Source organism: Micromonospora vinacea, assembly GCF_015751785.1.
Lineage (GTDB): Bacteria > Actinomycetota > Actinomycetes > Mycobacteriales > Micromonosporaceae > Micromonospora > Micromonospora vinacea.
Genome location: NZ_JADOTY010000001.1, coordinates 5,077,288 through 5,099,631, shown reverse-complemented (window position 1 = coordinate 5,099,631; position 22,344 = coordinate 5,077,288). Strand labels below are relative to the sequence as shown.

Annotated in this window: 29 protein-coding genes and 2 pseudogenes; 18 read left to right on the top strand and 13 right to left on the bottom strand. The window is 68.6% G+C overall.

What is annotated here, in order from left to right:
• Nucleotides 1–16 precede the first annotated feature (16 nt).
• The 3 genes from IW249_RS23900 to IW249_RS23890 form a co-directional block, all read right to left on the bottom strand.
• Nucleotides 17–544, bottom strand: a complete 528-nt coding sequence (locus IW249_RS23900) for a pyridoxamine 5'-phosphate oxidase family protein (RefSeq protein ID WP_196922807.1) — start codon at nucleotides 542–544, stop codon at nucleotides 17–19.
• A gap of 67 nt (nucleotides 545–611) precedes the next feature.
• The gene (locus tag IW249_RS23895; protein WP_196922806.1) at nucleotides 612–1,358 is read right to left on the bottom strand and encodes an MBL fold metallo-hydrolase; all 747 of its coding nucleotides are present in this window, start codon (nucleotides 1,356–1,358) and stop codon (nucleotides 612–614) included.
• A 33-nt stretch (nucleotides 1,359–1,391) separates the two neighbouring features.
• A complete protein-coding gene (locus tag IW249_RS23890; protein WP_196922805.1) occupies nucleotides 1,392–1,796 on the bottom strand; it encodes a nuclear transport factor 2 family protein in 405 nt (134 codons plus the stop codon).
• Between the two features lie 67 nt (nucleotides 1,797–1,863).
• Between IW249_RS23890 and IW249_RS23885 the strand changes: the two genes are divergently transcribed.
• From IW249_RS23885 to IW249_RS23870, 4 genes and pseudogenes are all read left to right on the top strand, one after another.
• Nucleotides 1,864–2,460 (top strand): TetR/AcrR family transcriptional regulator, encoded by a 597-nt coding sequence (locus IW249_RS23885; RefSeq protein WP_231392635.1) that lies wholly within the window; start codon nucleotides 1,864–1,866, stop codon nucleotides 2,458–2,460.
• 31 nt (nucleotides 2,461–2,491) lie between these two features.
• A complete protein-coding gene (locus IW249_RS23880) occupies nucleotides 2,492–3,193 on the top strand; it encodes a DUF4396 domain-containing protein (RefSeq protein WP_196922804.1) in 702 nt (233 codons plus the stop codon).
• A 182-nt stretch (nucleotides 3,194–3,375) separates the two neighbouring features.
• On the top strand, nucleotides 3,376–6,021 hold the full coding sequence (gene rph / locus IW249_RS23875) for a rifamycin-inactivating phosphotransferase (RefSeq protein ID WP_196922803.1): 2,646 nt from the start codon (nucleotides 3,376–3,378) through the stop codon (nucleotides 6,019–6,021).
• Between the two features lie 33 nt (nucleotides 6,022–6,054).
• Nucleotides 6,055–6,375, top strand: a pseudogene (locus IW249_RS23870) (serine hydrolase); the annotation flags it as partial.
• Nucleotides 6,376–6,379: 4 nt separating this feature from the next.
• Here IW249_RS23870 and IW249_RS23865 read toward each other — a convergent pair.
• Nucleotides 6,380–6,946, bottom strand: coding sequence for a dihydrofolate reductase family protein (locus IW249_RS23865; RefSeq protein WP_196922802.1), 567 nt, complete (start codon nucleotides 6,944–6,946; stop codon nucleotides 6,380–6,382).
• Nucleotides 6,947–7,216: 270 nt separating this feature from the next.
• Between IW249_RS23865 and IW249_RS23860 the strand changes: the two genes are divergently transcribed.
• The 3 genes from IW249_RS23860 (at nucleotide 7,217) to IW249_RS23850 (ending at nucleotide 8,927) form a co-directional block, all read left to right on the top strand.
• Nucleotides 7,217–7,891, top strand: a complete 675-nt coding sequence (locus IW249_RS23860) for a winged helix-turn-helix transcriptional regulator (RefSeq protein WP_196922801.1) — start codon at nucleotides 7,217–7,219, stop codon at nucleotides 7,889–7,891.
• 115 nt (nucleotides 7,892–8,006) lie between these two features.
• Nucleotides 8,007–8,264 carry a hypothetical protein gene (locus tag IW249_RS23855; protein WP_196922800.1) on the top strand — a complete coding sequence of 86 codons (258 nt, stop codon included), beginning with the start codon at nucleotides 8,007–8,009 and terminating at the stop codon, nucleotides 8,262–8,264.
• A 33-nt stretch (nucleotides 8,265–8,297) separates the two neighbouring features.
• Nucleotides 8,298–8,927 (top strand): 4a-hydroxytetrahydrobiopterin dehydratase family protein, encoded by a 630-nt coding sequence (locus IW249_RS23850; RefSeq protein WP_196922799.1) that lies wholly within the window; start codon nucleotides 8,298–8,300, stop codon nucleotides 8,925–8,927.
• 22 nt (nucleotides 8,928–8,949) lie between these two features.
• On the opposite strand, the gene IW249_RS23845 is transcribed toward IW249_RS23850, so the two are convergent.
• Nucleotides 8,950–9,291 (bottom strand): DUF3592 domain-containing protein, encoded by a 342-nt coding sequence (locus tag IW249_RS23845; protein ID WP_196922798.1) that lies wholly within the window; start codon nucleotides 9,289–9,291, stop codon nucleotides 8,950–8,952.
• Nucleotides 9,292–9,328: 37 nt separating this feature from the next.
• Here IW249_RS23845 and IW249_RS23840 point away from each other — a divergent pair, with 37 nt between their 5' ends.
• On the top strand, nucleotides 9,329–9,715 hold the full coding sequence (locus IW249_RS23840) for a hypothetical protein (protein ID WP_196922797.1): 387 nt from the start codon (nucleotides 9,329–9,331) through the stop codon (nucleotides 9,713–9,715).
• A 68-nt stretch (nucleotides 9,716–9,783) separates the two neighbouring features.
• On the opposite strand, the gene IW249_RS23835 is transcribed toward IW249_RS23840, so the two are convergent.
• The gene (locus IW249_RS23835) at nucleotides 9,784–10,698 is read right to left on the bottom strand and encodes an SDR family NAD(P)-dependent oxidoreductase (protein WP_196922796.1); all 915 of its coding nucleotides are present in this window, start codon (nucleotides 10,696–10,698) and stop codon (nucleotides 9,784–9,786) included.
• A 100-nt stretch (nucleotides 10,699–10,798) separates the two neighbouring features.
• On the opposite strand from IW249_RS23835, the gene IW249_RS23830 reads away from it, so the two are divergent.
• From IW249_RS23830 to IW249_RS23820, 3 genes are all read left to right on the top strand, one after another.
• Nucleotides 10,799–11,464 carry a TetR/AcrR family transcriptional regulator gene (locus IW249_RS23830; RefSeq protein WP_196922795.1) on the top strand — a complete coding sequence of 222 codons (666 nt, stop codon included), beginning with the start codon at nucleotides 10,799–10,801 and terminating at the stop codon, nucleotides 11,462–11,464.
• A 177-nt stretch (nucleotides 11,465–11,641) separates the two neighbouring features.
• Nucleotides 11,642–11,827: a hypothetical protein gene (locus IW249_RS23825; RefSeq protein WP_196922794.1), complete on the top strand. Its 186-nt coding sequence runs from the start codon at nucleotides 11,642–11,644 to the stop codon at nucleotides 11,825–11,827.
• Nucleotides 11,828–12,135: 308 nt separating this feature from the next.
• A complete protein-coding gene (locus IW249_RS23820) occupies nucleotides 12,136–13,020 on the top strand; it encodes a S41 family peptidase (protein ID WP_196922793.1) in 885 nt (294 codons plus the stop codon).
• Nucleotides 13,021–13,194: 174 nt separating this feature from the next.
• Here the strand turns inward: IW249_RS23820 and IW249_RS23815 are convergent, their stop codons facing one another.
• Nucleotides 13,195–13,527: a YciI family protein gene (locus IW249_RS23815; RefSeq protein WP_196922792.1), complete on the bottom strand. Its 333-nt coding sequence runs from the start codon at nucleotides 13,525–13,527 to the stop codon at nucleotides 13,195–13,197.
• A gap of 116 nt (nucleotides 13,528–13,643) precedes the next feature.
• Between IW249_RS23815 and IW249_RS23810 the strand changes: the two genes are divergently transcribed.
• Genes IW249_RS23810 through IW249_RS23800 form a run of 3 tightly spaced genes read left to right on the top strand, consistent with a single transcriptional unit; the run spans nucleotide 13,644 to nucleotide 14,712 of the window.
• The gene (locus IW249_RS23810) at nucleotides 13,644–14,021 is read left to right on the top strand and encodes a DUF2089 domain-containing protein (RefSeq protein ID WP_196922791.1); all 378 of its coding nucleotides are present in this window, start codon (nucleotides 13,644–13,646) and stop codon (nucleotides 14,019–14,021) included.
• Nucleotides 14,021–14,278, top strand: coding sequence for a hypothetical protein (locus IW249_RS23805; RefSeq protein WP_196922790.1), 258 nt, complete (start codon nucleotides 14,021–14,023; stop codon nucleotides 14,276–14,278). Before IW249_RS23810 ends, IW249_RS23805 begins: the two co-directional genes overlap by 1 nt.
• Before the next feature lie 11 nt (nucleotides 14,279–14,289).
• Nucleotides 14,290–14,712, top strand: a complete 423-nt coding sequence (locus tag IW249_RS23800; protein WP_196922789.1) for an SHOCT-like domain-containing protein — start codon at nucleotides 14,290–14,292, stop codon at nucleotides 14,710–14,712.
• Nucleotides 14,713–14,940: 228 nt separating this feature from the next.
• On the opposite strand, the gene IW249_RS23795 is transcribed toward IW249_RS23800, so the two are convergent.
• The gene (locus IW249_RS23795; protein ID WP_196922788.1) at nucleotides 14,941–15,282 is read right to left on the bottom strand and encodes a GlsB/YeaQ/YmgE family stress response membrane protein; all 342 of its coding nucleotides are present in this window, start codon (nucleotides 15,280–15,282) and stop codon (nucleotides 14,941–14,943) included.
• Nucleotides 15,283–15,303: 21 nt separating this feature from the next.
• On the opposite strand from IW249_RS23795, the gene IW249_RS23790 reads away from it, so the two are divergent.
• Nucleotides 15,304–16,146 (top strand): hypothetical protein, encoded by an 843-nt coding sequence (locus IW249_RS23790; RefSeq protein ID WP_231392634.1) that lies wholly within the window; start codon nucleotides 15,304–15,306, stop codon nucleotides 16,144–16,146.
• A gap of 62 nt (nucleotides 16,147–16,208) precedes the next feature.
• Here IW249_RS23790 and IW249_RS23785 read toward each other — a convergent pair whose 3' ends face one another.
• Nucleotides 16,209–16,718 (bottom strand): 2-thiouracil desulfurase family protein, encoded by a 510-nt coding sequence (locus tag IW249_RS23785; RefSeq protein WP_196922787.1) that lies wholly within the window; start codon nucleotides 16,716–16,718, stop codon nucleotides 16,209–16,211.
• 148 nt (nucleotides 16,719–16,866) lie between these two features.
• Between IW249_RS23785 and IW249_RS23780 the strand changes: the two are divergent.
• The 3 genes and pseudogenes from IW249_RS23780 to IW249_RS23770 form a co-directional block, all read left to right on the top strand.
• A pseudogene (locus IW249_RS23780) lies at nucleotides 16,867–17,016 on the top strand (VOC family protein); the annotation flags it as partial.
• A gap of 333 nt (nucleotides 17,017–17,349) precedes the next feature.
• On the top strand, nucleotides 17,350–17,817 hold the full coding sequence (locus IW249_RS23775; RefSeq protein WP_196922786.1) for a peptidase inhibitor family I36 protein: 468 nt from the start codon (nucleotides 17,350–17,352) through the stop codon (nucleotides 17,815–17,817).
• 188 nt (nucleotides 17,818–18,005) lie between these two features.
• A complete protein-coding gene (locus tag IW249_RS23770) occupies nucleotides 18,006–18,767 on the top strand; it encodes a hypothetical protein (protein WP_196922785.1) in 762 nt (253 codons plus the stop codon).
• A gap of 28 nt (nucleotides 18,768–18,795) precedes the next feature.
• On the opposite strand, the gene IW249_RS23765 is transcribed toward IW249_RS23770, so the two are convergent.
• The 4 genes from IW249_RS23765 to IW249_RS23750 all read right to left on the bottom strand — a co-directional run bounded on the left by IW249_RS23765 (nucleotide 18,796) and on the right by IW249_RS23750 (nucleotide 21,955).
• Entirely contained in the window at nucleotides 18,796–19,275 is a 480-nt protein-coding gene (locus IW249_RS23765) for a hypothetical protein (protein WP_196922784.1), read from the bottom strand.
• On the bottom strand, nucleotides 19,200–19,967 hold the full coding sequence (locus IW249_RS23760) for a helix-turn-helix domain-containing protein (protein ID WP_231392633.1): 768 nt from the start codon (nucleotides 19,965–19,967) through the stop codon (nucleotides 19,200–19,202). The genes IW249_RS23765 and IW249_RS23760 overlap by 76 nt, the downstream gene beginning before the upstream one ends.
• 116 nt (nucleotides 19,968–20,083) lie before the next feature.
• Nucleotides 20,084–21,274: a helix-turn-helix domain-containing protein gene (locus IW249_RS23755; protein ID WP_196924926.1), complete on the bottom strand. Its 1,191-nt coding sequence runs from the start codon at nucleotides 21,272–21,274 to the stop codon at nucleotides 20,084–20,086.
• A 102-nt stretch (nucleotides 21,275–21,376) separates the two neighbouring features.
• Nucleotides 21,377–21,955 carry a DUF8453 domain-containing protein gene (locus IW249_RS23750; protein ID WP_196922783.1) on the bottom strand — a complete coding sequence of 193 codons (579 nt, stop codon included), beginning with the start codon at nucleotides 21,953–21,955 and terminating at the stop codon, nucleotides 21,377–21,379.
• Between the last annotated feature and the right edge of the window lie 389 nt (nucleotides 21,956–22,344).

The window sequence follows — 22,344 nt, the reverse complement described above, 5'->3', positions numbered from 1 at the left end:
CGAATTATGCAATAGGTCAGCTTTCGTCACTGGCGGAGCGACGCCAGAACTGGCGTGGCGCGAACCCCTCACGTCGCAGCCAGTGCTCGGTGTAGACGATCCGCTCCGCCTCGACGACCACGAGCGTGTCCTCGGGCGGCTCGGACAGCGCCCGCCCCCGCTCGGCGTGCTCGTTCTCCCATCGAACCGCCGCCCAGTAGTGCGCGCGGTCGGGATGCTCCGGAGAGAGCACAGTGGCCGTCCCGAACACTTGGGCACCGCGGCTGCTGGCCAGTCCGACCAGCGGCGCGAAGATGCCGATGGACACGCGCGGGTCGGCGGCGATGTTGCGCATCTTCGGTGAGCGTGGCGCGGCGGTGAAGAGCACCGCGAAGCCGAGCGGGAAGTACCGCACCGGCGTGGCCAACGGCCCGTCCGGACCCGTGGTCGCGAGCACACACATGTTCTGCGACGACAACAGGTTGAGGAGGCGCTCTTCGAGCCGTTCCCGGTCGAGCCGTTTCGCTGGCGTGGGCTCCGACAGCCATGGATTCGTCAACGGCATACGACGTCCTCGATCATGGCGAGCACCCTAACCGCGCGACCCGCCGTCAAGATCGGCAGGGCGTGGCCTAGACCGTCCTGCGCAGGTAGGTCTCGGCCAACTGGCGAAGGCGCGTCCGGTCGAAGCTGTCCCCGTGGCCGGGATGGACGACGGACACGTCGAGGTCGACGAGGACCTGCATGCTTCGCCGGTACGCGGCCACGTCGGAGTTCGGCAGATTGTCGATCAGGGCACCCTCGTAGATGATGTCGCCCGAGTACAGGGTGCCGGTGCGTTCCTCCAGCAGGGCGATGCTCCCGGGCGTGTGGCCGGGAAGGTGCAGCACGGTCAGCGCCCGCCCGCCCAGGTCGATGCGGTCGCCGTCGTCGAGCAGGCGGGTCAGGGTCATCGGTTCGACGCGGTAGGCGGCCGGGTCGTAGCCGGGGTCGGGCAGGACGTCGATCATGAGCTCCGGGACGGCTTCCCCGGCGGCGTCGATCCCCAGTTTCTCGAAGAGTTCCGGGCCGTACAGGCTCGCCGGTACGCCCGCCGCAAGGATCCCCGCCTCGGCGGGGTGGGCGGCCCGGTCATCGAACTCCGCCGCCGCACCGACGTGATCCAGGTGCGCGTGGGTGAGCACGACCATCGGATCGCGCTCGAACAGGCCCGGAATCGCCTCCCGCACTGCGACGACACCCAGCCCGGCGTCGATCACGATGTCCCGATCGGTGCCCCGCAACCACCAGAAGTTCGCCGACAGCAGCTCGTTGACGTGCGGTTCCGAGATCCGGACGACGTCGCCGTCCACGTCGGCCCGCGTATACCAGTCGACCATGCCCGAGAGTCTGCCAGCGCGACGGTGCCGCTTCTATGCCTGACCGACGGCCTGAGCGATGGCGAGGGTGTGCTGGTACTCGCGCCAGTGGACCAGTTTGCCGTCCCGAGTCTGGAGCACCCCGATGAACGGCGCCGAGGCGGTCACCCCGGTCGCCGTATGGGTGCCGACCAGTTCGTATTCGACCACGATCACCTCGGGGTCGGCGGTTTCGTGCAGGACCAGGTTGCGGCAGTCGTCGAACCGGACCGGGAACGCCGCGCGGCCCGCCTGCGTGTACTCAAGGACCCGTTGCTTTCCCTCGATACGCGTGGGGCGGCCGGGTTCGGCGAACGGTGTCTCGATCACCACATCGTCGGCGAGCGAGTCGGCCTCGTAGGTGGGCAGGTTCGCGAGCCAGCGGGCGCGCATGCTGTCGAAGATCTCGCTTGGTGTCATGTCGTCCTCCTGGATAATGAGTCGTGACTCGACTTACCCCACCGACAATAATGAGTGGAGACTCACTTTGGTAGAGGGGTCGTCGCTGCGTGCCGACGCGCAGCGCAACCACGCACGCATCCTGGACGCCGCCGAGGCGGTGTTCGCCGAGTTCGGCTCCCGCGCCTCCACCGAGGAGGTGGCCCGGAGGGCCGGCGTTGCCATCGGCACGGTCTTTCGGCACTTCCCCACCAAGGACGACCTGCTCGCCGCGATCATGAAGCGACTGCTCGCGCAGCTCATCGAGGAGGCCGGGAAACATGACCTCTTCGCGTTCTTCACGCACATGGTGGCGCAGGCCGCCGCGAAGAAGACCGTCGTCGACCTGCTCGCCGGGTCCGGGGTGGACATCCGGCTTCCGGACGCGGTAGGTCACCTGGAGGAGGCGGTGGGCCTGCTGCTGGAACAGGCCCGGGCCGCCGGAGCCGTCGCCGACTCGGTACGGCTACCCGAGACGATGGCGCTCCTCGCCAGCCTGTGCCAGGGCGCCCTGCACGGCGGGTGGGACCAGCAGCTGCAAGCCCGCACACTCGCGGTCATCTTCACCGGCCTGAAGCACGACCGACCAGCACCGCGCCGGCAGGCGGGAACGCCCGAACCGCCAATCCGGACGAGTACGACATGAGAGACTCGCCCGGCGCGCGAAAGGGGCGGGGATGCAACCAAGCTGGCTGGTGGCGCTCTCGTGGGCCTCGCTCGCGGTCGGGGTCGTCAGCTTCGCTGTCGTCCTCGCCGACACCTATCTTCGCGGACACCGGCAGCCGGTCCGGGTCATGGAGATCGTCTGGCTGGTGACAGTCCTCTACGTCGGCCCGGCCGCCGTGCGCCTCTACTGGAACTGGGGCAGACCCGAGGCGTTCTCGCGACGGCGGCAGGAGGGTCAACAGCAACGGCCCCGCCGGGGCATCGTCGTCACCCACGTGTCCCGCTGCGGCGCCCACTGCGCTCTCGGCTTCATCGTCGCCGAGGTCGCCCTGTACGCCGTGAGATTCGACCCGGCCGAGGACCCGATGTGGGTCGGCTACGCCGGCGACTATCTGATGGCGGTGACGATCGCCGTGCTCTTCCGGTACTTCGCCGGGCCGGGTCGCAGCCTGACGAAGGTCGGGCAGGCACTGTCGAGCGTCGGCAGGATCGAGCTGCTGACCATCACCGTGTTCGAGGTGGCGTTGTTCGCGTGGCTGACGCTCGCCCATCGCGTGGTCTTTCCGGAGCAACACCTGGGACCCGACAGCCCCACGTTCTGGTTCGCCGGTCAGCTCGGGCTGATAGCCGGCTTCATCGCGGCCTGGCCCACCGCCTCCTGGCAGCTCGGCCGAGCGCAGAAGATCGAACCGCGCCGACTCCCCTACGACTGAGCAGGGCCCGCTCGCCGGCTCGGCCGCCCCGACAAAAACAAGCGGCAAGGAGATCACTCTCCCTGCCACTTCTAACGTATATCGCACCTGGGGGCTTGCCGCAAGACCCCGGTCGTGGCGCAGAATCGGCGGCCGGACCAGCACAAACGAGGTAACGGGGGCGCGACGTGGGTGTGTTGTCGATGGGTGGGGACCGCGGCGACCGGGTACCGCTGTTGGATCTTCGAGAGGTCGACGAGACGCAGGTGTCGCTCGTCGGCGGTAAGGCCGCACACCTGGGCGCGCTGTCCCGGATCGACGGCATCCGCGTGCCGGCCGGGTTCTGCGTGACGACTGATGCCTTCCGACGGGTCCTGACGCGGACGCCGTCGATCGACGAACAACTCGATCAGCTGTCGCGCCTGAGCCCGGACGACCGGGAGGCGATTCGCACGCTCAGCGCGGAGATCCGCCGCAGCGTCGAGGAGACAGCGATTCCGGGCGACCTTGCCGACGCGATCACCGGCGCACTCGCCGCGTTTGGTGAGCAGGCCGCCTACGCAGTGCGGTCCAGCGCGACGGCGGAGGACACGCCAACGGCGTCCTTCGCCGGGCAGCAGGACACCTACCTGAACGTGGTGGGGCCGGAGGCCATCCTGCGGCACATCAGCAGGTGCTGGGCGTCGCTGTTCACCGAGCGGGCCGTCATCTACCGCCTGCGCAACGGCATCGACCACCGTACGGTTCAGATGGCTGTCGTCGTACAGCTGATGGTTTTTCCGGATGCCTCGGGCATCCTGTTCACGGCGGACCCGGTGACCGGCAACCGGACTGTCGCGACAGTGGACGCCAGCTTCGGCCTCGGCGAGGCCCTGGTGTCCGGCCTGGTGAACCCGGACGTCTTCACAGTGCGCGACGGCGAGGTCGTCGCCGGGACGGTCGCCACCAAGCAGCGCGCCGTCACCGCGCTGCCGGGCGGCGGCACACGGGAAGTGGCGATCGACAGGCAGCGGCAGGAGCAGCCGGCGCTGACGCAGCCGCAGGTGGTGCGGCTCGTGCGGCTCGGGCGACGGATCGAGGCGCACTTCGGCAGTCCGCAGGACATCGAGTGGTGCCTGGTCGACGACGACTTCCAGATCGTGCAGAGCCGGCCGATCACCACGTTGTTCCCCATCCCGGCGGCCGACGACCAGGAGAACCACGTCTACCTCTCGGTCGGTCACCAGCAGATGATGACCGACGCCATGCGGCCGCTGGGACTCTCCATGTGGCAGTTGACGGCGATGGCTCCGATGCTGGAGGCCGGCGGGAGGTTGTTCGTCGACGGCACCCGGCTGCTGGCCGCACCGGCCAGCCGCGCCAGGTTCCTGGAACTGGCGGGCAAGTCCGATCCGCTGATGCGGGACGCGCTGGAGACCCTGCTCGACCGCCGGGACTTCGTTCCAACGCTGCCGGACCAGCTCGGTCCGGGCAAGCCGACGACCGGCGGCCCGTCCGCCTCGACCGAGACCGACCCGGCCATCGTGACCGAGCTGATCGAGCGCAGCGAGGCGTCCATCGCCGCCCTGCGGCGCGACATCGCGCCGGTAACCGGTACGGCGCTGTTCGACTTCCTGCTGGAGGCCTTCCAGGAACACAAGCGGGTCCTCAGTGATCCGCTGAACATGCAGGCGATCATGGCCGGCATGGAGGCCACCTGGTGGCTCAACGACCGGCTGCACGAGTGGCTGGGCGAGAAGAACGCCGCGGACACCCTCACCCTCTCCGCCCCCGGCAACGTCACATCGGAGATGGGGCTGGCGCTGCTCGACGTCGCCGACGTGATCCGTCCCCATCCGGAGGTGGTGGCGTTCCTCCAGGGCGTCGCACACGAAAGCGTCGCGGACGACGGTGTGACGCACGACGACTTCCTCGACGAACTGCCGAAGGTAGCGGGCGGGGCCGAGGCGCGCGCCGCCATCGAGGCGTACCTCGACCGGTACGGCATGCGCTGCGTCGGCGAGATCGACATCACCCGGCCGCGGTGGAGCGAACGCCCCGCCACGTTGGTGCCCGTGCTCCTGGACAACGTCAGGCTCTTCGAGCCGGGCGCGGCCCGGCAGCGTTTCGAGCAGGGTCGGCAGCAGGCGCAGCAGCGGGCGCAGGAGGTGTTGACGCGCCTGCGGGCGCTGCCGGACGGGGAGCAGAAGGCCGACGAGACCGCGCGGATGATCGACCGGGTACGGAGCTTCACCGGCTACCGGGAGTACCCGAAGTACGACATCATCCGCCGCTACTTCGTCTACAAGCAGGCCCTGATGGCAGAGGCCGAGCGACTGGTGCACGCCGGCGTGCTCGCCGAGCGGGACGACGTCTTCTACCTCACGTTCCAGGAATTCCACGAAGCCGTCCGCACGCACCGGGTGGACGGCGAGCTGATCCGGCAGCGCCGAGACGCGTTCCGGTCGTACCAGGCGCTCACCCCGCCCCGGGTGCTGACCTCCGACGGCGAGGCCATCACCGGGGCGTACCGACGCGACGACGTGCCAGCCGGTGCCCTGGCCGGTGTGCCGGTGTCCGCCGGGACTGTCGAAGGGCGCGCCCGCGTCATCCTGGACATGGCGCAGGCCGACCTCGAAGCCGGCGACATCCTCGTCACGGCCCACACGGACCCCAGCTGGACGCCCCTGTTCGTCGGCATCGCCGGCCTGGTGACGGAGGTCGGCGGGTTGATGACCCACGGCGCGGTGATCGCGAGGGAGTATGGCCTGCCGGCTGTCGTCAGCGTGCTCGACGCCACCCGACTGATCCGCGACGGGCAACGGATCCGCGTGCACGGCAGCGACGGGTACGTCGAGATCCTGTCCTGACCGACGGCACGTCAGGAGGAACGACGATGGTGATCGCGTGCCCTGGCCGGCGACCTCCGGGCGTACACCGTGGGGGAAGCTCTGGAACCGGCGGACCGTGACGTGCTGCGCGGCTGGCTTCGGGGCAACACCACCGGCGCGGGGCTGGTCCGCGCCGGGGTGCCGGCCGGCTGGGTGGTCGGGGACAAGTCCGGGACCGGCGGGTACGGCACCCGCAACGACATCGCGGTGATCTGGCCACCCGACCGGGCCCCGATCGTCCTCGCCGCGCTGTCCAGCCGCGACACGAAGGACGCCAGCCCCGACGACGCCGTCATCGCCCAGGCCACCCGGATGGTCGTCGCCCAACTCTGAGCAGCTAGGCGGGGCGGTACTTCAGGAGAACGACCCCGGAGGCGAAGGGTTCAGCGGACACCAGCTCCAGTCGCACCGGCGGCTGACCACCGTCGAACAGCGCCTTTCCCCGGCGCAGGAACACCGGATGCACCAGGAGGTGCAGCTCGTCGATGAGCCGGAGGTCGGCGAGGGACCGGATCAGTGTGAGGCTGCCGTAGACCACGATGTCGCCACCGGGCCCACGCTTGAGTTCGGCGATCTCGTCGGGGTCGAGGCGGGCGAGCCGGCGGGTGTTCGTCCAGGTGGCGGTGTTTCCGGAGGCGGAGACGACGATCTTCTCCAGCGCGTCGAGTCGTTGGGCATACCCGCGTACGTCGTCCGGCTGGTCGGGGTTCTGGGCGGCCAGCGGCCAGTGGCCGGCGAAGTCGGCGTGCGTGATCCGGCCCAGCATCAGGCTGCCGGCGTTGTCCACCAGCGCCCGCTCGTACTTCTGCAGGTGGTCGTCGACCAGCAGCCAGTCCATCTCGTCGTCGGGGCCGGCGACGAACCCGTCCACTGTGGTCCACATCGACACGACAATCTTGCGCAACGTCGTCCTCGCCCTCGTGGTGTGGTGAGCCCCGGGAACCCGGGTTACTGGCCGCCGCTGAGCGCGGCTCGGACCAGTTGCGGTGTGCGAGCCGGGAACCGCTCGTGAAAGTCGACGACTCCGACCCAGGTGGGTCGCAGGCCCCGCCGCCGACGGGGTGTCCAGGAGCTTCACGTCACCTTGCGGCAGGCTCATGAGAACCACGCTAGGGGTCTAACTCCTAAAGAACAAGCGAGACTCCTGAATTAGGATCCGGGTAGGGTGGACGCCATGAGCGGCATGCGTAGTTACGGGGATCCGTGCGGTGTCGCGCGTGGACTGGACATCATCGGCGAGCGGTGGGCGCTGCTGGTGGTACGCGACCTCCTGCTCGGCCCCCGGCGGTTCAACGACCTGCTCGGCGGCCTACCCGGAGTGAGCCCGAACGTGCTGAGCCAGCGGCTGCGCCAGTTGACCGAGCACGGCGTGGTGCGTCGGCGGGACCTGGGCCCGCCGACGCGGGTTCACCTCTACGAGCTCACCGAATGGGGTCGCGCCCTGGAGCCGATCCTCCTCCAGTTCGGGCGCTGGGGAAGCCAGTCCCCTCAGTCACCCGACGGCGCTCTCGGCATCGACTCCCTGCTGCTCAGCATCAAGGCCGCCTTCGACCCGGCGCGAGCCTCGGCACTCGCCGGCAGCTACGCGTTCCACATCGACTCCGACACGTACGTCGCCGACGTCGCCGACGAGACGGTGCAGCTCCGGCGCGACACGGCGTCCGACCCTGACGCGGCGCTCACGACCGACCTCGGCACCCTCCGGGCCGTCTGTGGCCAGGAGATCACCATGGCGGCGGCGGTGGAGTCGGGCGCGCTGCGGTTGAGCGGCGACGAGGACGCCAGGCGGCGCCTCATCGATCTGCTCCTTGCCCCATTCACCCCCGCACCCCAGCCCGCCACACCCTGACGCCCACCCGCCCGGGCCACCACGCCTCGCCGTCCAACCGTCTCGGCCGGTCGATCATGGAGTCGTGGTGGGCCACAAAAGCGGCGGTCCACTGCCAAACCGGCACCACAACTCCATGATCGACAGAGCGCGGTCGCCCGCGACGGCCCAACGCCGATCCGATCGCTTCCCTGGCGTCGAGGTGACCGCGCCGGACATGACCGAGGAGGAGGCGGTCGCCGCAGGAATGCCGGAGTGGGCCGGCATCTCCCACGAGCAGATGCACGTGGCCGGGCAACCCGCCCGCCTCGGGTACGCGCGCGCTCTCGGCATTCCGCTCACCACGTTCGCCGAGTGGGCGCGCGAACACCTGCCCGAGCCGTCGCGGCACTGAGGGCGCAACACCACCGATGTTAGGTTCCCTGCCATGACTGCGCAGATCAGGGCCGCTGATTTCCACGCGGCCGACGGTGTCGAGGACTGGCGCTGCCTCTACCACCTGGTCTCGGCCTACTTTCCGACCGGCTCACTGGCCAAGGGCATCGCGCTCGTCGACGAGATCGGCCGGCTCGCCGACGAGGCCCAGCAGCAACACCTCAGCGTCGACCTGCGCGACACCGGCGTCACCGTGAGCCTGACCCGGCGCGACATCGCGTTGGCCCGGCGCATCTCGGCCGCCGCCAAGGATCTGGGCCTCCCCGCCGACCCGACCGCCGTCCAACTCATCAACATCACCCTCGACGCACTCGCCAGCGCGGACGTACTGCCGTTCTGGCAGGCGCTGCTCGGCTACCGGCAGATCGGCGACGACTACCTGTTCGACCCGTCGCGCCGCGGCCCGGGCTTCGGTCTGCAACCGTCGGACGAGGCACGCCCGCAGCGCAACCGCATGCACCTCGACATAGCGGTCCCCCACGATCAGGCGGAGGCTCGCATCGCCGCCGCCCTGGCCGCCGGCGGCCACCTGGTCTCCGACGCCCACGCACCCAAGTGGTGGGTCCTGGCCGACGCCGAGGGCAACGAGGCGTGCGTCGCCAGCTGGGTCGGCCGCGACTAACAGAATCTTGAGGCGGCCCGACCTACCCGCGGGCGGTCGCCTGCCGTCGGCGGCGCCGTTTGAGAAGCTCGTGGATGACGCCCCACAGCCCGACGATCGCGAGCGCTATTCCGCCGAGCGCGGGCAGAAACTCCGCCCCGCCTCGGGACACCCACAGCCGGCCATGCTCCGGGGCATCCGGCGAGTAGAGGACCGAGACGGAGTCACCGTCACGGTAGAGGGAGCCGCTGCTGGTGACCATCTCACTGAGGACGACCTGCCGTCCATCGGGTACGGCGTACTGGAATTCGTAGTACGTCCCCTGGCGGTTCGCGCGTAACGGCGTCTCAGATGAGCTGATCAGCCTGGCGGTCGTGTAGACCATCCGTGGCCTGCAAAGGGATTGTGGCACCATCGATCCGGTGAACGTTCGTCGTCTGACGGCCGTCGACATGTACGGCAGCCGAGGAACCACCCGCCGACGGTGGATCATTCTGGCCGAGTTCCTCGTCGGCGTGGTTGTCATGGTGACGTGGGGCAGCTGGCTGCTGTCGTCGTCGAACGACCTCGGCGGCCGGGCGTTCGGCCTGTGGCTGACCGGCGCAGGTCTCAACTACGCACCGCTGTCCGCGTACGCGCTCATGCTGATGCGACGCGGTGCCCTCGACGCCGAACTGACCGGCGTCGACACCAACCGGGAACTGCGCCGCTACACCGTGCTTCAGCTCTGGGTCTTCGTGCCGCTCTCGCTCGTCGTCTTCACCGTCCGCGACACCCTGGCCCGGCGGAACAACTCCTTGACCCCCTGACCGCCGCCGGGCCGCCGCCTGTGAGTTCCTTGGCCGCGCCCCGGCCACGTGCCGGCCCTGTGGCGCGGTCACGCCGCGACGGCTGCCCGAACCAGCGGGAACCGCACGCCGGTGAGGTCTTCCGAGACGGCCCAGAGACGTTGCTGCACGCTGACGTCGTAGGAGTCGGGGCTGGACGCGACCAGCTTCGGGTAGCCGCGCGACTCGGCCAGGCCGTCGGGGCCGTAGTACTGCCCGCCGAGGACGGACGGGTCGGTGGCGGCCCGCAGGGTGGGCAGCGCGCCCGCCGTCGCGGGCTGGGTGATCGCCGGGGCGAGCCAGGTGAGCGGTCGGCGGACGACCGCCGGGACGTTGCGGGGCAGTTCGGTGTTGGAGATGCCGGGGTGTGCGGCCACGGCGACGGTGGTGCCGTGCGCGGCGAGCCGACGCTGCAACTCGTAGGTGAACATCAGGTTGGCGAGCTTCGACTGGCCGTAGGCGGCGACCCGGCCGTAGGAACGTTCCCATTGCAGGTCGTCGAAGTGGATGGCGGCGCGGATGCGGTGGCCGTTGCTGCTGACCGTGACCACCCGGGAGCCGGGCACGGGCAGCAGCAGGTCGAGCAGCAGGCCGGTGAGCGCGAAGTGGCCCAGGTGGTTGGTGCCGAACTGCAGCTCGAAGCCGTCGCGGGTGGTCCGCCTCGGGGTGTACATCACGCCGGCGTTGTTGATCAGCAGGTCGATCCGCGGGTGGGTGGCGCGCAGGCCGGCAGCGGCGGCGCGCACCGATTCCAGCGAGGCCAGATCCAGTTCCCGTACGGAGACGTCGCCGTTGATCCGGGCGGCGGCCAGCCTGCCCTTCTCCGTGTCGCGCACGGCTAGCACGACCGATGCCCCGCGCTCGGCGAGCCGCCGGGCCGTCTCGAAGCCCAGCCCGGTGTTGGCGCCGGTGACCACTGCCACCCGGCCGTCCTGGCGCGGAATCTGCTGCTCGGTCCAGTTCATCTCAGGCTCCCTTAGGTACCGCCGGTAACTTATGCTGAACGGTAAGGTACCGGCGGTACGCTGTCAAGGGACCGCCGGTACCTAAGCTAGGGTTGGCGTCATGACGTTCCAGCGAGCGCGCAGCGAGGAGCAGCGTGCGGTCCGGCGCCGGGCGATCCTGGAGACGACCTCGGCAATGCTCGACGAGATGCCGGTGGCCGAGGTGACCCTGAACGAGCTGAGCCGGCGGGTCGGCCTGGCCAAGACGGCCGTGCTGCGCTATTTCGAGTCCCGCGAGGCGATCCTGCTCGACCTGCTGGACGACCGGACGACGACCTGGCTGGCCGAGCTGGAGCAGGAGCTGGCCCACGGTGTCGACCTGAGCGGGTCTGCGCTGGAACGCGCGGAGCAGGTGGCAGACGTGCTCAGCCGGTCGCTCGCCGCCCAGACGGTGCTCTGCGATCTCTTCGGCGCGCAGGGCGGGGTGCTCGAGCACAACGTCTCGGTCGAGGTGGCCCGCCGGCACAAGCGGGCTGCACTGGGCAAGCTCGCGGTGATGGCCAGCCTCGTCCGGCGGCACCTGCCCGAGGTCGGCGACAACGCCGAACTGTTCTGCCTGAACACCTTGATCATGGGTGGCGCGCTGTCCGCCTACACGTCGCCGCCACCGAGCCTGCTCGCCGTCTACGAGTCCGAGCCGGCGCTCGCGGTCCACCATGTCGACCTGCGGTCAGCCCTGCGACTCGCGATCATCACGTCGCTCGTGGGCATGCTGCCGCGCTCCTGAGCCAGAACTCGCTCGTCGCTGCTCGAATCACTCCCGCACCTGCTGCTGCCAAAGCGAGGGGTGGTCGTTGCCGGCTTCGTACCGTCGGCACGGTGACGCGACGTCGGAGGTTTGGCCGACGAGAACTTCGAGCACAACCAAGAGGGTCAGGTGGGAGTCCCCGAAGGAGTGAGGCCAGTGAAGCGACCGACTCTCGGCATACTCCTCATGGTCTTGGGCACCATCGTCGGGTACGTACTCGCCAGCACCGTCGGCGAGCGCAATCCGGACGCATTCGTGGGCACATCCGCCGTGATCATCATCCTGGTTCTGGCTGCCGTGCTCGTGCACCTGCTGCGTCGCCGGCGGCAGCAGCGGGATTGAGGAAGCCGCGGAAGTTCGCAGGGGGAGGTTCACGATGCGGCGTCGTCAAGCAACAGGTGCGCTGGTCGTACTCGCATTCTTCGTGTTGATCGCCGCGGTGCAGTTCGCCTGGCCGGAGATGCAACCAGCCCTTCGGTACCTGGCCGGCGGATTGATCGCGGTTGGGTTGCTCCTCGTGGCCGTGGGCTTCGTGCGGAGAGAACGACGGCGACGCGCTGACACCTGACAGCGCGGCCACACCTCGTGGCACCTGGGTCAGTGCGAAACCCGGTGGCCATAAGGCTGTTTGCGGTCTACCGTGGCCCGCCGTGCTCTCAAACGAACAGATAATCGGGCAGGCCCTGGACCGGATCGAGGCGGGGTACGTCTTTCCTGAGAAGGTCGCGGACATCGACGCCGCGATCCGGCGCCGTCTCGTGGCAGGCGAGTACGACAACCTGGACGGGCCGGCGCTCTGCGAGACGGTGACCGCTCACCTTCAGAAGGTGTGCCCGGACAAGCATCTGCGGCTGCTGTGGTCGGACCAGCCGCAGTCGCTGGATCCAGCGGACGAAGACGGCGGGCGGGCCGCCTTCCTCGCGCTGCTCAGGGCGGAGAACCAGGGGATTCGCCGGGTCGAGCACCTGGACGGCAACGTCGGGCTCATCGACGTGCGGCGCATCGCGTACGCCGACGAAGGCGCCGCCGCGATCGGCGCGGCCATGCAACTGGTCGCCCTCAGCTCAGCGCTCATCCTGGACCTGCGCGCCTGCTCCGGCGGAACACCGGAGGGAGCCGCGATGTGGTGCAGCTACTTCTTCCGCGACGACCAGGTGCACCTCAACGACTTCTACGAGCGGTCCACCGGCGCCACCCGCCAGTTCTGGACGACAGCGCACCTGCCCGCGCCCCGCTACGCGGACCGCCCGGTCCACGTGCTCACCAGCGCGATGACGTTCTCCGGGGGCGAGGATGTGGCGTACACCCTTCAGGCGCACGGCCGGGCGGTCGTCGTCGGTGAGACGACGCGTGGCGGCGCGCATCCGACGGCCCGCCACCCGGTCACCGAACACATCCTCGTGACCGTGCCGACCGCGCGCACCATCAACAGCGTCACCGGCACCAACTGGGAGGGCGTCGGAGTGATCCCCGACGTACCCGTGCCGGCAGACCAGGCACTCGACACGGCCCTCAAGGCCATCCTGGGCGCATAGGCGCGGCTGCGTCGGCGGCAAATGATCGACTCGGGTTTCGTGAAGTCGGGGTGTCTACGGAGCCGAGACACCCCGACTTCCGTGAAGGCGAGTGGATCGTGCCGACCGCCGGCGAGGCGCAGCGCGAACCCGCGGTCGGGCAGCCTAATCGTCCCCGACGAGCGGCGTTGAGTGTCAGCTTGGCGGCGGCGGACACTCCAGGACCGCTATCGAGTTTCCGGCGAACAGCGCCAGGTGCGGGTGCCCGGAGAAGATCTGGACCGCCTCGTCGTGCGAGCCCGCTTCCACAATGGTGTAGGCGATCAGGGAATCGGTGAAGTCCTCGACACCGCGCGCCGTGACCAGCTTCTTTGCGTACAGGGGAGCGCCGGGGTCGACGATGGCCTTCTCGTTGGCCTGCGCCCACGACGCCCACGCGTCCATGAACTCGGTCTGCTGCTGTTCGGTGAGGTCGGCCTTGTCGGCCTCGTCAGCCGCGCCGTTGAAGAGCGCCAGGAACCTGCCCATCCCCGCATCATACCGACGGCCTGCTCCTGCCACCGAGCCATGATCACGAGAGCGCATCTTAAGAAAATTAAGGTCCAGCTCTTGGAAGTTAAAGATTTCTGAGTTACACATTACATATGACAGAACAGGCGATGGACTGGCAGGAACTCACCAGCCTGACGCGGGGGCAGCCGTTCGTCGTCGAGCGGGTGCGCCTGGCGAGCAACGGCGTCGCGATCGAGGGCGAGTTCGAGCCACCGCAACTGGCTCAGCTCAACGTCGATGATCAGGTCTTCGTCACGGCGTTCGTGCGCTGCCACGGTTCGATCAAGGAGATGGAACGCATCTTCGGGGTGAGCTACCCGACGATCAAGTCCCGGCTCAACCGGATCACGCAGATGCTCGACTTCGTCGAGACCGACCCGGCGCCCTCGCGAGCCGACGTCATCGACCGGTTGCGCCGCGGTGAGATCACCGCACAGCAGGCGTTGGCCGAGTTGGACGGCCGGCCGTGATGCCGCAGTTGGTGACCGTCAAGGTCAACCGCCCGGACCGCCGGCCCATCCGCGTCTGGGTTCCGGTGCTCCCTGTGGCGCTTCTGCTCTTCCCGGTCGTGGTCCTGGTCGTGTTGGCGGCGATCGTGGCCTGCGTCGTGTTCCGCATCGGTGTGGTGCGGGCACTCGGCGCCGTTTGGCGTGTCATCTCGGCGCTGCCCGGCGCCCGCTTCGACATCGAGCACTGCCGCACGGCCGTGCTCGTGGCTATCCGATAGGAGAGGTTCGAATGACCGAACAACGCAAGGACATCCTCGACATGCTGGCCGCCGGCAAAATCACCGCCGACGAGGCGGAGCAGCTCATCGCCGCACTCGAACGGGACCAGGCACCGGCGACGGCGAGTCACGACGCCCGGCCGAAGGGCAAGGTGAAGTACCTGCGGGTGCTGGTGGACGCCACCGACAACGGCGAGCCGTCGCGGGTCAACGTACGGGTGCCACTGCAACTGCTGCGCGCCGGCGTACGGCTGGCGGCGCTGGTCCCGCCGCAGGCCCTGGCCAAGGCCAATGCCTCACTCAGCGACTCGGGTGTGCCGATCGACCTGACGCAGCTCAAGCCCGAGCAGTTGGAGGCGCTCGTGGAGCACCTCGACGAGATGACAGTGGAGGTGGATTCACCCGATGCCACAGTGCGGGTCTTCTGCGAGTAGGCGCCGTCTGATGGGGCGGGCCCTCGAGAGGGTGCGGGAACACCCTCCCGAGGCTGCGCCCGCCGCAGCAGAGCACAGGAACTGCCAACCGGAAGTTTAGCCACTCACCAGCAAACCAGCGGAGGGACCACTCGGACGGGTGGTCCCTCCGCTGGCATCCCGGACAGGTCGGCTGGGACAGCCGACGACAGGGCAGCGCACGTTGCGGCCCCCGGGGGGCTCGCTCGTTCAGCCCTTGGCCTGGCTGCGGCGGACCCGCCGACGGGGCTTCTCGTCGCCGCCGGCAAGCCGGGTGAAGGTGAGCATGTTCGCCAGCGCCACGGCGATGATCGCGACGCCGACCTGGATCGCGAGCACGACCCAGTCCCAGCGCAGCACCCACACCTTCACGCCGGCTCCGTCGTCGATATCAAGCGCCCTGGCGACCACGGTGCCCAGCACCGCCGAGCCGACGCCGATGACGAACGTGGCGAAGAAACCGATCCGCTGCCTCCCCGGCAGGATGAGTCGGCCGAGCAGGCCGACGAGAGCACCGATGAGCACCGCGCCGAGATAACCAGTTACCAGCATTGCCGAATCTCCCCTCCAGCAGTGCCCAGGTACATGCCCGAACCTCACGTTCCCGGAAACCCCGCTCGATCGCGGTCTGGTTCAGGGCTTGCGGGCGGCTGGTCGCTGGCGCAGGGTAAGCGCGCACAGCACGCCTCTGATCAGGGCCGCGGACATGTCCCCTCGATCCACTACGCTGGCGGATCTATCCCACGTGACCGAAGGACGCACATGGCCCGCCCCTACAGTCCCGGACCGAAGCAGTTCGTCTTCGCCGTCGGTGATGGCAACGATCAACACGTCTCCGTGGGCGACCCGCAGGAGGCCTACGTGGCGTTCTCCGCGTTCTTCCAGGGTCGAGAGTCTGACACCTACACCATCACTGACGAAGCGGCGAGGCAGAGTCTGGTACTCATGCCCCGTCTGGGTGTGATCTCCCGGATCAAGGATGCGGACCAACCTCGGTCGGAACACCTCCGGGTCGAGAGGGCCAACCGCTACCTTCCGAGCGCGATGCTGTTCTTCGAGAACGGATATGCCGGCCTCGACCACTTCGGTCAGTGGTTCTCCGACCTCTCCGACCTCGACGCGTCGCCGGAGACCCGCGGTGCCGCCCGCGCCGCCACGTTCACGACGGAAGCAGCGGCGATCGAAGAAGTCGGACGGATCTGGGCAGATTCCGGCATCGTCGACCCGAGCGACAAGTACTACGTCTTCTTCGACTCGCATGATGTCGACGATGACCGGGCCGAACGAGCCGAACTTCTCCAACTGATCGAGTTCCTCGGGCTCGAACGGGTCGACGCCCCGGCTGGGGCCGTCGGGGGCGAAGTCTGGGTGCGTACCGACCCACGCCTCGACGTCGAATGTGCACGGTGGTCGTGAAAGATGAGAGACATCTTCCGGACCTGTGGCCGACTTACCGACCGCTGACGGCGCTGGGCTCGCTACCCGGTGCAGCGCTCTGACTTCTCCAGGTCAGCGAGCATCGCTGCGGCTTGCGCAAGCTGCCCTTCGTGGAACACCGGTATGCCGTGACGTAGCAGTTCCTCTGCGGCTACTCCCCGTCCGGGCACGGTACGCCCGGTGAACGAGCCGTCATAGATCACGCTACTGCCGCAGGTTGGGCTGCCGTCGACAAGGATCGCGAGCGCGACGCCTGCCTCCACCGCCCGATCCAGTGCTCGTCGAGCGGCGAGCCTAAACAGGTTGGTGACGTCTGCGCCGGTGGCTTCTTCAACCCGCGCGGAACCCGCGAGAACGTCCCCCGCAGTCCCCCCTACTATCTCGGCGGGCGGGCGAGGAATCGGGAATCCCACCGCGACCTCCGGACAGAACCGCACGAGGCGTCCTTCGGCCGACCAGCGGTCCCAGATCAGCGAGTTCACCGGCACATATGTCGCGTTGTAACGCAGCGCCCGCCCCTGCAAGCATCCGCTGACAAGCACCTTCAGCACGGGCCGAACCGTAGCACCGGGCCGACACGATTGACGGAGAAGCTGACCCAGGAGCAGCATCCGCCACGGCCTGGCGGAGATGGCTGACCGACACCGCAGCGTCCAAACCAAGACCAGACGCGAGAATCTGCCGCAATCCATGCGACCTGTCGCGCACGATCAGGCAGAGGCTCGCATCGCCGCCGCCCTGGCCCTCGGCGGCAACCTGGTCTCCGACGCGCACGCACCCATGTGGTGGGTCCTGGCCGACGCCGAGGGCAACGAGGCGTGCGTCGCCACCTGGGTCGGCCGCGCATAGCAGGACGGCGACCTTTCATCTCGTGAGCCCGACCAGCGTGGCGAGTCGCGCCACGCCGGCCGGCGCCGGCTGCGCGCGGGCAACTTCGGCGATCACGGTACGCGCCAACGGCCGCCCACCGACCACCCCCGCGCGGACGCACCTGGGCGCCCCTCACCAAACCCGGGCGGACCCTCAGCGGCAACCCGGGAACGCGGGACAGGGTCGAGATTCGAACTGGTTCGAATGTCTCGGCTGCGCCGCTATCCCCGAGGTTGACTGACGCCGTCCACACCGGTGCCACCAGCACAACCACTCAGCTCCGGCGGAAAGATCCCCCAGCTAAGGAGACTCATGAAGCGACAAATCCTGGCGTTCTTCGGTGCGTTGGCGCTGGCGGCCGGCGGGCTCCTGGCCGTGGCCAGCCCGGCCCAGGCGGCGACGTCGCGCAACGGCGTGTGCGAGAGCGGCGAACTGTGCATGTGGCAGAACAACGACCTGCGCGCCGGTCGCTACGACACCCTCTCGACCACTGCGAACTTTCGGCAATGGTCGTTCGTGGCTGCCTGCACCTCGGACTGCTCGCTGCACGACAACGTCAGCTCGTTGCGCAACTACGACCCGGTGAACCCGGTCCGCCTCTTCGAGCACGAGAACTACCAGGGCCTCTACTTCTGGCGCCAGAAGGCAAACAGCGGCCAGTCCGACGAGGCCCTGAACCTGACGCTGGACCGGGACCAGAACGGGAACGACTGGAACGACCGATTCGACTCGTTCTGCTTTGTCTGGGCCGGCCAACCGCAAACCCGCTGCCGCCCCTAGGACCGCATCGAGGGGCTCGCGTCGGCCGTGAGGTAGCGGGCGACGCGGGCCCCTCCACCCTGAGCGAGGTCTTCATGCCCACAATCCATAGGCAATTCGCGGCCCTGGTGCTGGCCTGTCTGACCGTCGGTGCCGGGGCCGCCTGTGACTCGAGCGGGCCCGCGCGGCGGGCCGCAGGGCCAGCACCGGTGGCGACCACGAGCCTTCCGTTGGACCGACTGTTTCCGTCCGGGGATGAGGACCTGCTTCTCCAGCGGGCCGAGGCGAAACTTGTCGTGGCCTGCATGCGCCGGCTCGGCATCTCCTACCGGCCGCCGGATCCGCACCACACCGACCCGGCTGCCACACGCGACGGGTTGTACGGGCTGGTCAAGCACGACCAGGCGCAGCGCCTCGGTTACCACGCCGCACCCGGCGGTGAGGCGGCTGAGGACAAGCCTCCACCGCCTCCGGAAAGGACGGCGCTGGCACTGACCGGCACCCGGTTCGGCACCGACGGACCCGAGCCGGCCGGCGGCCGGATCCCTGAGGGCGGCTGCCTCGGCGAGGCGAGCCGGCGCCTGACCGAAGGCGCGCCACCGGTCGGCGAATCGCTCCTGTACGACATGGCCCTCCGAGCCGGCCAACAGGCAGAACAGGACAGTCGCGTTCAGGCCGCCTTCCGGGCCTGGTCGACGTGCATGGCTGACAAGGGGTTCACCTACGCCGACCCCTGGCAGGCCAATGACGACCCGAAGTGGAGCACCGACCATCCCAGCGACGTGGAGCGCCGGACCGCGGTAGCCGACGTCGCGTGCAAGGACAGCACGGATCTCGTGACGATCTGGCAAGCCGCGATGGTGGAGCACCAACAGCGCACGATCGCGACCCGCTCCGCCGACATCGAACGCTACGAGCAGGCCAAGAGCGCCCGGCTCGCCAACGGCCGACGCGTGCTGGCGACGAGGTGAGACAAGCCGCAACCAACAGGTAGGTCGGTCAGCGGGTGAGGCCGACCAGGTTGGCCAGTCGCGCCACACCGGCCGGCGCCGGCTGCGCGCGGGCAACATCGGCGATCACGGTACGCGCCAACGGCCGGCACCGGACCTCAGCCGGCGCGACGCTGTCCGCGTCCACGACTGCGCGGGCAGCGCCGCGCACGTCACCCACCTGGAGGTACGCCCGCGCGACATCCACCAGATACGCGCCCCGGTACTCGGCCGGCAACCGCCGCCACGCCTCCCGCCGCACAATCACCGGATGTCGCCGCACCGCCTCAACGGCGTCACCCCGTGAGGCCGCCACCAGCACCCGCGCCAGCTCGACGGCGATCGGCCCGAAGCTGGTGTGGTGCTGATCGTCGTACCCCCGAAGGTTGGCGGCGACGGCCGCGGCCCGGTCGGTCAGCTCGTCGGCGCGGCGGCTCTCGCCGCAACCGACGGCGGCCAGGGCAGCCTGGAGCAGCAGCGTCCCACCCACGGCCCACTCCCCCCCGACCGATGCGGTGCGACCCTGCCTCCGCCCCGGTGATCATGAGGTTGACGGTGGCTTTGATCTTCATGAAGTCCGTCAACCTCATGATCACGGGGGTGGGCTGGTGTGGGGGTGATGCGGTTGGCGGCGGTTAGGGCCGCTGTTAGGGCCAGGTGGTCGCGGCTGGAGGCGCGGAGCGCCTGGGCTACCGAGATGGTCGCCGTTGCGGCCAGGATCGGGTCGTCGCCAGCGGCGGACATCGCCCGGTCGGCGGCCAGCCAGCCGAGGTCGGCCTCGCCGAGCTTCACCAGCAGCGACGAGGTGATCCGGTACGCCTGCACCAGCAACTCCGGTGACCGCGCACCCTGGGCGGCGTCGAGCAGACCCGGCAACACCCGCACCAACTGCCCGTAGTGCGCGTGCTGGTAGCTCAACCAGGCGTACCCGACCTGCCTTCTCAGCTCGTCCGTCTCCTGTGGGGCTTGCGAGGTGTCGTAGCAGGCGAGCGCGGCTCGGATGTCGTCCACCCCGTCCAGAGGGCCGGCCGGCGTTGGCCGCTGCTGGCCGAGCAGCACCTCCGGGTCGACCCGCAGAACGTGGGCCAGCTCCTGGATCACCGAGTACCGGTCCAGGGCGCGCACGCCGCGCTCCACCTTGTCCACCCAGCTCTTCGACCTGCGTAGCCGGTCGGCGAGCATCTGCTGGGGTAGAGGCCGGACGGCTCGCTATCAACCACTGCCGCACCAGGCCGTCGGGACTCCCACGTCCCAAACCGGACAGTAGAGCGGATTGGTGATGGCGTGATTACTGGCAGTTATGCGGCCAGGTTGATGCCGATGCGGCCGGCGAGCAGGCGCAGCTCGTCGGGGATGGCTCGACGTTGCGCGCGCTGGGCCAGGGTCACCAGGGCATCGCGGGCGAGGGGGTTGATCGCGAACGGGATCGGTGCGGCTCGCTCGGCCTGCACGAATGCGGCGAGGGCTTCGACGTCCCGACGACCGCCGTCCGCCAGGGCGCGACCGAGGTCGAGCCAGTAGGACTGCTGGCGGATTGACGCTGCGAGCACCTGCGGTCGGACCGTCCGAGACAGCTCGATGACCCGGCCCGACTCGCCCTGCTCGGCGGCGATGGACATCTCCCACAGCCCGACATTGGTTGGTCCGAACCCGCAGCCGTTGAAGCCCGCACCATCGGCCGGATCCCCGAGGGTCGCCGCTTCGCGAGCCGCCTCTGCAAGGTGGTCGCGCGCGACGTCCAGGCGTCCACTCACCGCCGAGGTCAGCGCCGCCGAGAGGTGGAGCTGCCCGAGCATCTGTCGCACCCGCTCATCGGCGGCGTCAGCTTGCAGCTCGATCAGTGACCGGTCGGCGGCGCGGGCCGCGACCGGTGCTGATTCGATCGGCAGACTCTGCGCATAGGCAAAGCGCGAGGCCGCGATCCATGCCGGATCTTCGGTGTCGTCAGCGACCGCCCCGGAAAACCGGGCGGCGTTGAGGGCCAAATGGCGGTAGCCGAGGTTCCGCAGGCAGGTGGCGGCCTGGTAGGCGACCTGGACGAGCACGGTGCCGCCTACGGCGGCGGCTTCTAGCAGGAGGCTGGGCAGCATGCGAGCCATCGCCGGATAGTTGCAGGAGGTGCGAAGCTGCTCGGCGCGCGCGACCTCGCGCGCCAGGTGGTCCTTGGTGAAGGTCGACGGGCGGCGCTCGCCGTCCTCGATCTCGATTAGGGCTGACCAGATCGCCGGAACACACTCGGCGGCGCTCTCACGGGCCGGATCACCGGACTCGGTGCCCTGGCCCAGCAGGTCGGCCACGGTGACCTGAAGCGCGGCGGCGAGAGTGACGAGAGTGGAGCGACGATCGATGGTCTTCCGGCCCGACTCGACCTGCGAGATGTAGGACTGGGTGACACCGGCGAGCCCGGCGAGGACGGCCTGGGTCATGCCACCCCGGCGCATCCGCCAGTAACGGATCCTGGCACCGATGGTGTCCGGCTTCGTCACCATGCCTTCGCCAACCCCCAGGTAGAGGACCAGGACAGCGGCCACACCCTGCTGCCCCCGCACCTCGGACGGTACACCGAGAGTGTGTACGAGTGGCGGCAGCCACTACAGATATTGGCTTGGCTCGGTTTGCGCATCGTTATTTATCGAAGATTCCGCATCATCCCTTTCGTGCGAAGGAAGTTCAATCTGATGACGGGGGGACCCTTCGAACCACGCCTCCTGCCGCTCGTTGCCATATATCGATTCATACTGCACATGAATCCTGATCCGCTGGGTCACCGCCGTCCAAAATTCGGCATCTCTCGCTGGCTGGTAGTCCTCTACCGCAAGGATCATCAGTTCCTGGCCAACCGGGATGGGCTTACCTGGGCGAAGGGTTGAGAAGTTTGGCCAGACCGCGAACGTGCCGCGCAGTGGATCGACAACCTGCTTCTCCCACGGCCCGACTTCATCGCCGTCGAGATACAGCGTAGTTACCCGAATGATAGCCGGGCCAAGGCCGGCATTTCGGATTCGAATGCCGGCCAGGCCGCTATTCAACCGGAGGCAGTCCAGGCTCAACAATGGACGAATCGATTGGAAGTTGTGCCTTCGGCTTGCTCTTGCCTCCGTAATCGAAACCACAAGTGAAGCGACGGCGATCACAGTTGCGCAGATGGCAGTAACCGAATTCGCGTCCACAGCTCTCCTCGTCCAACGGTGAGTCGGGCATGCCATCGATCAGGAGGCACCGTCCTCCAAGCTACGTCGCTCGGGCAACCGGAAACGGTCGCGTTGTCAGTTCGCGGTCGGCCAGCTACCGGGACCAAAGTCCGGTGCGGCATGCAATACCCTTCACACGATCCGACCTTGACGTCACACCTCCACGATCGCCGCAGTCTCCGATCGACCGCCGCTCCCGCCAGCGCGCCACCCGACGGACCGCCCATCCCCGCCTCCTCCGGTAGAGGCCCAGCTGCTCAGGAGCGACCGTTGCCGCGTCGACTATCAGGACGCGTTCACGTTCCAAACCGGACAGTAGGACGAGATGACGATGTCGTGATTACCGGCAGTTATGCAGCCAGGTTGAT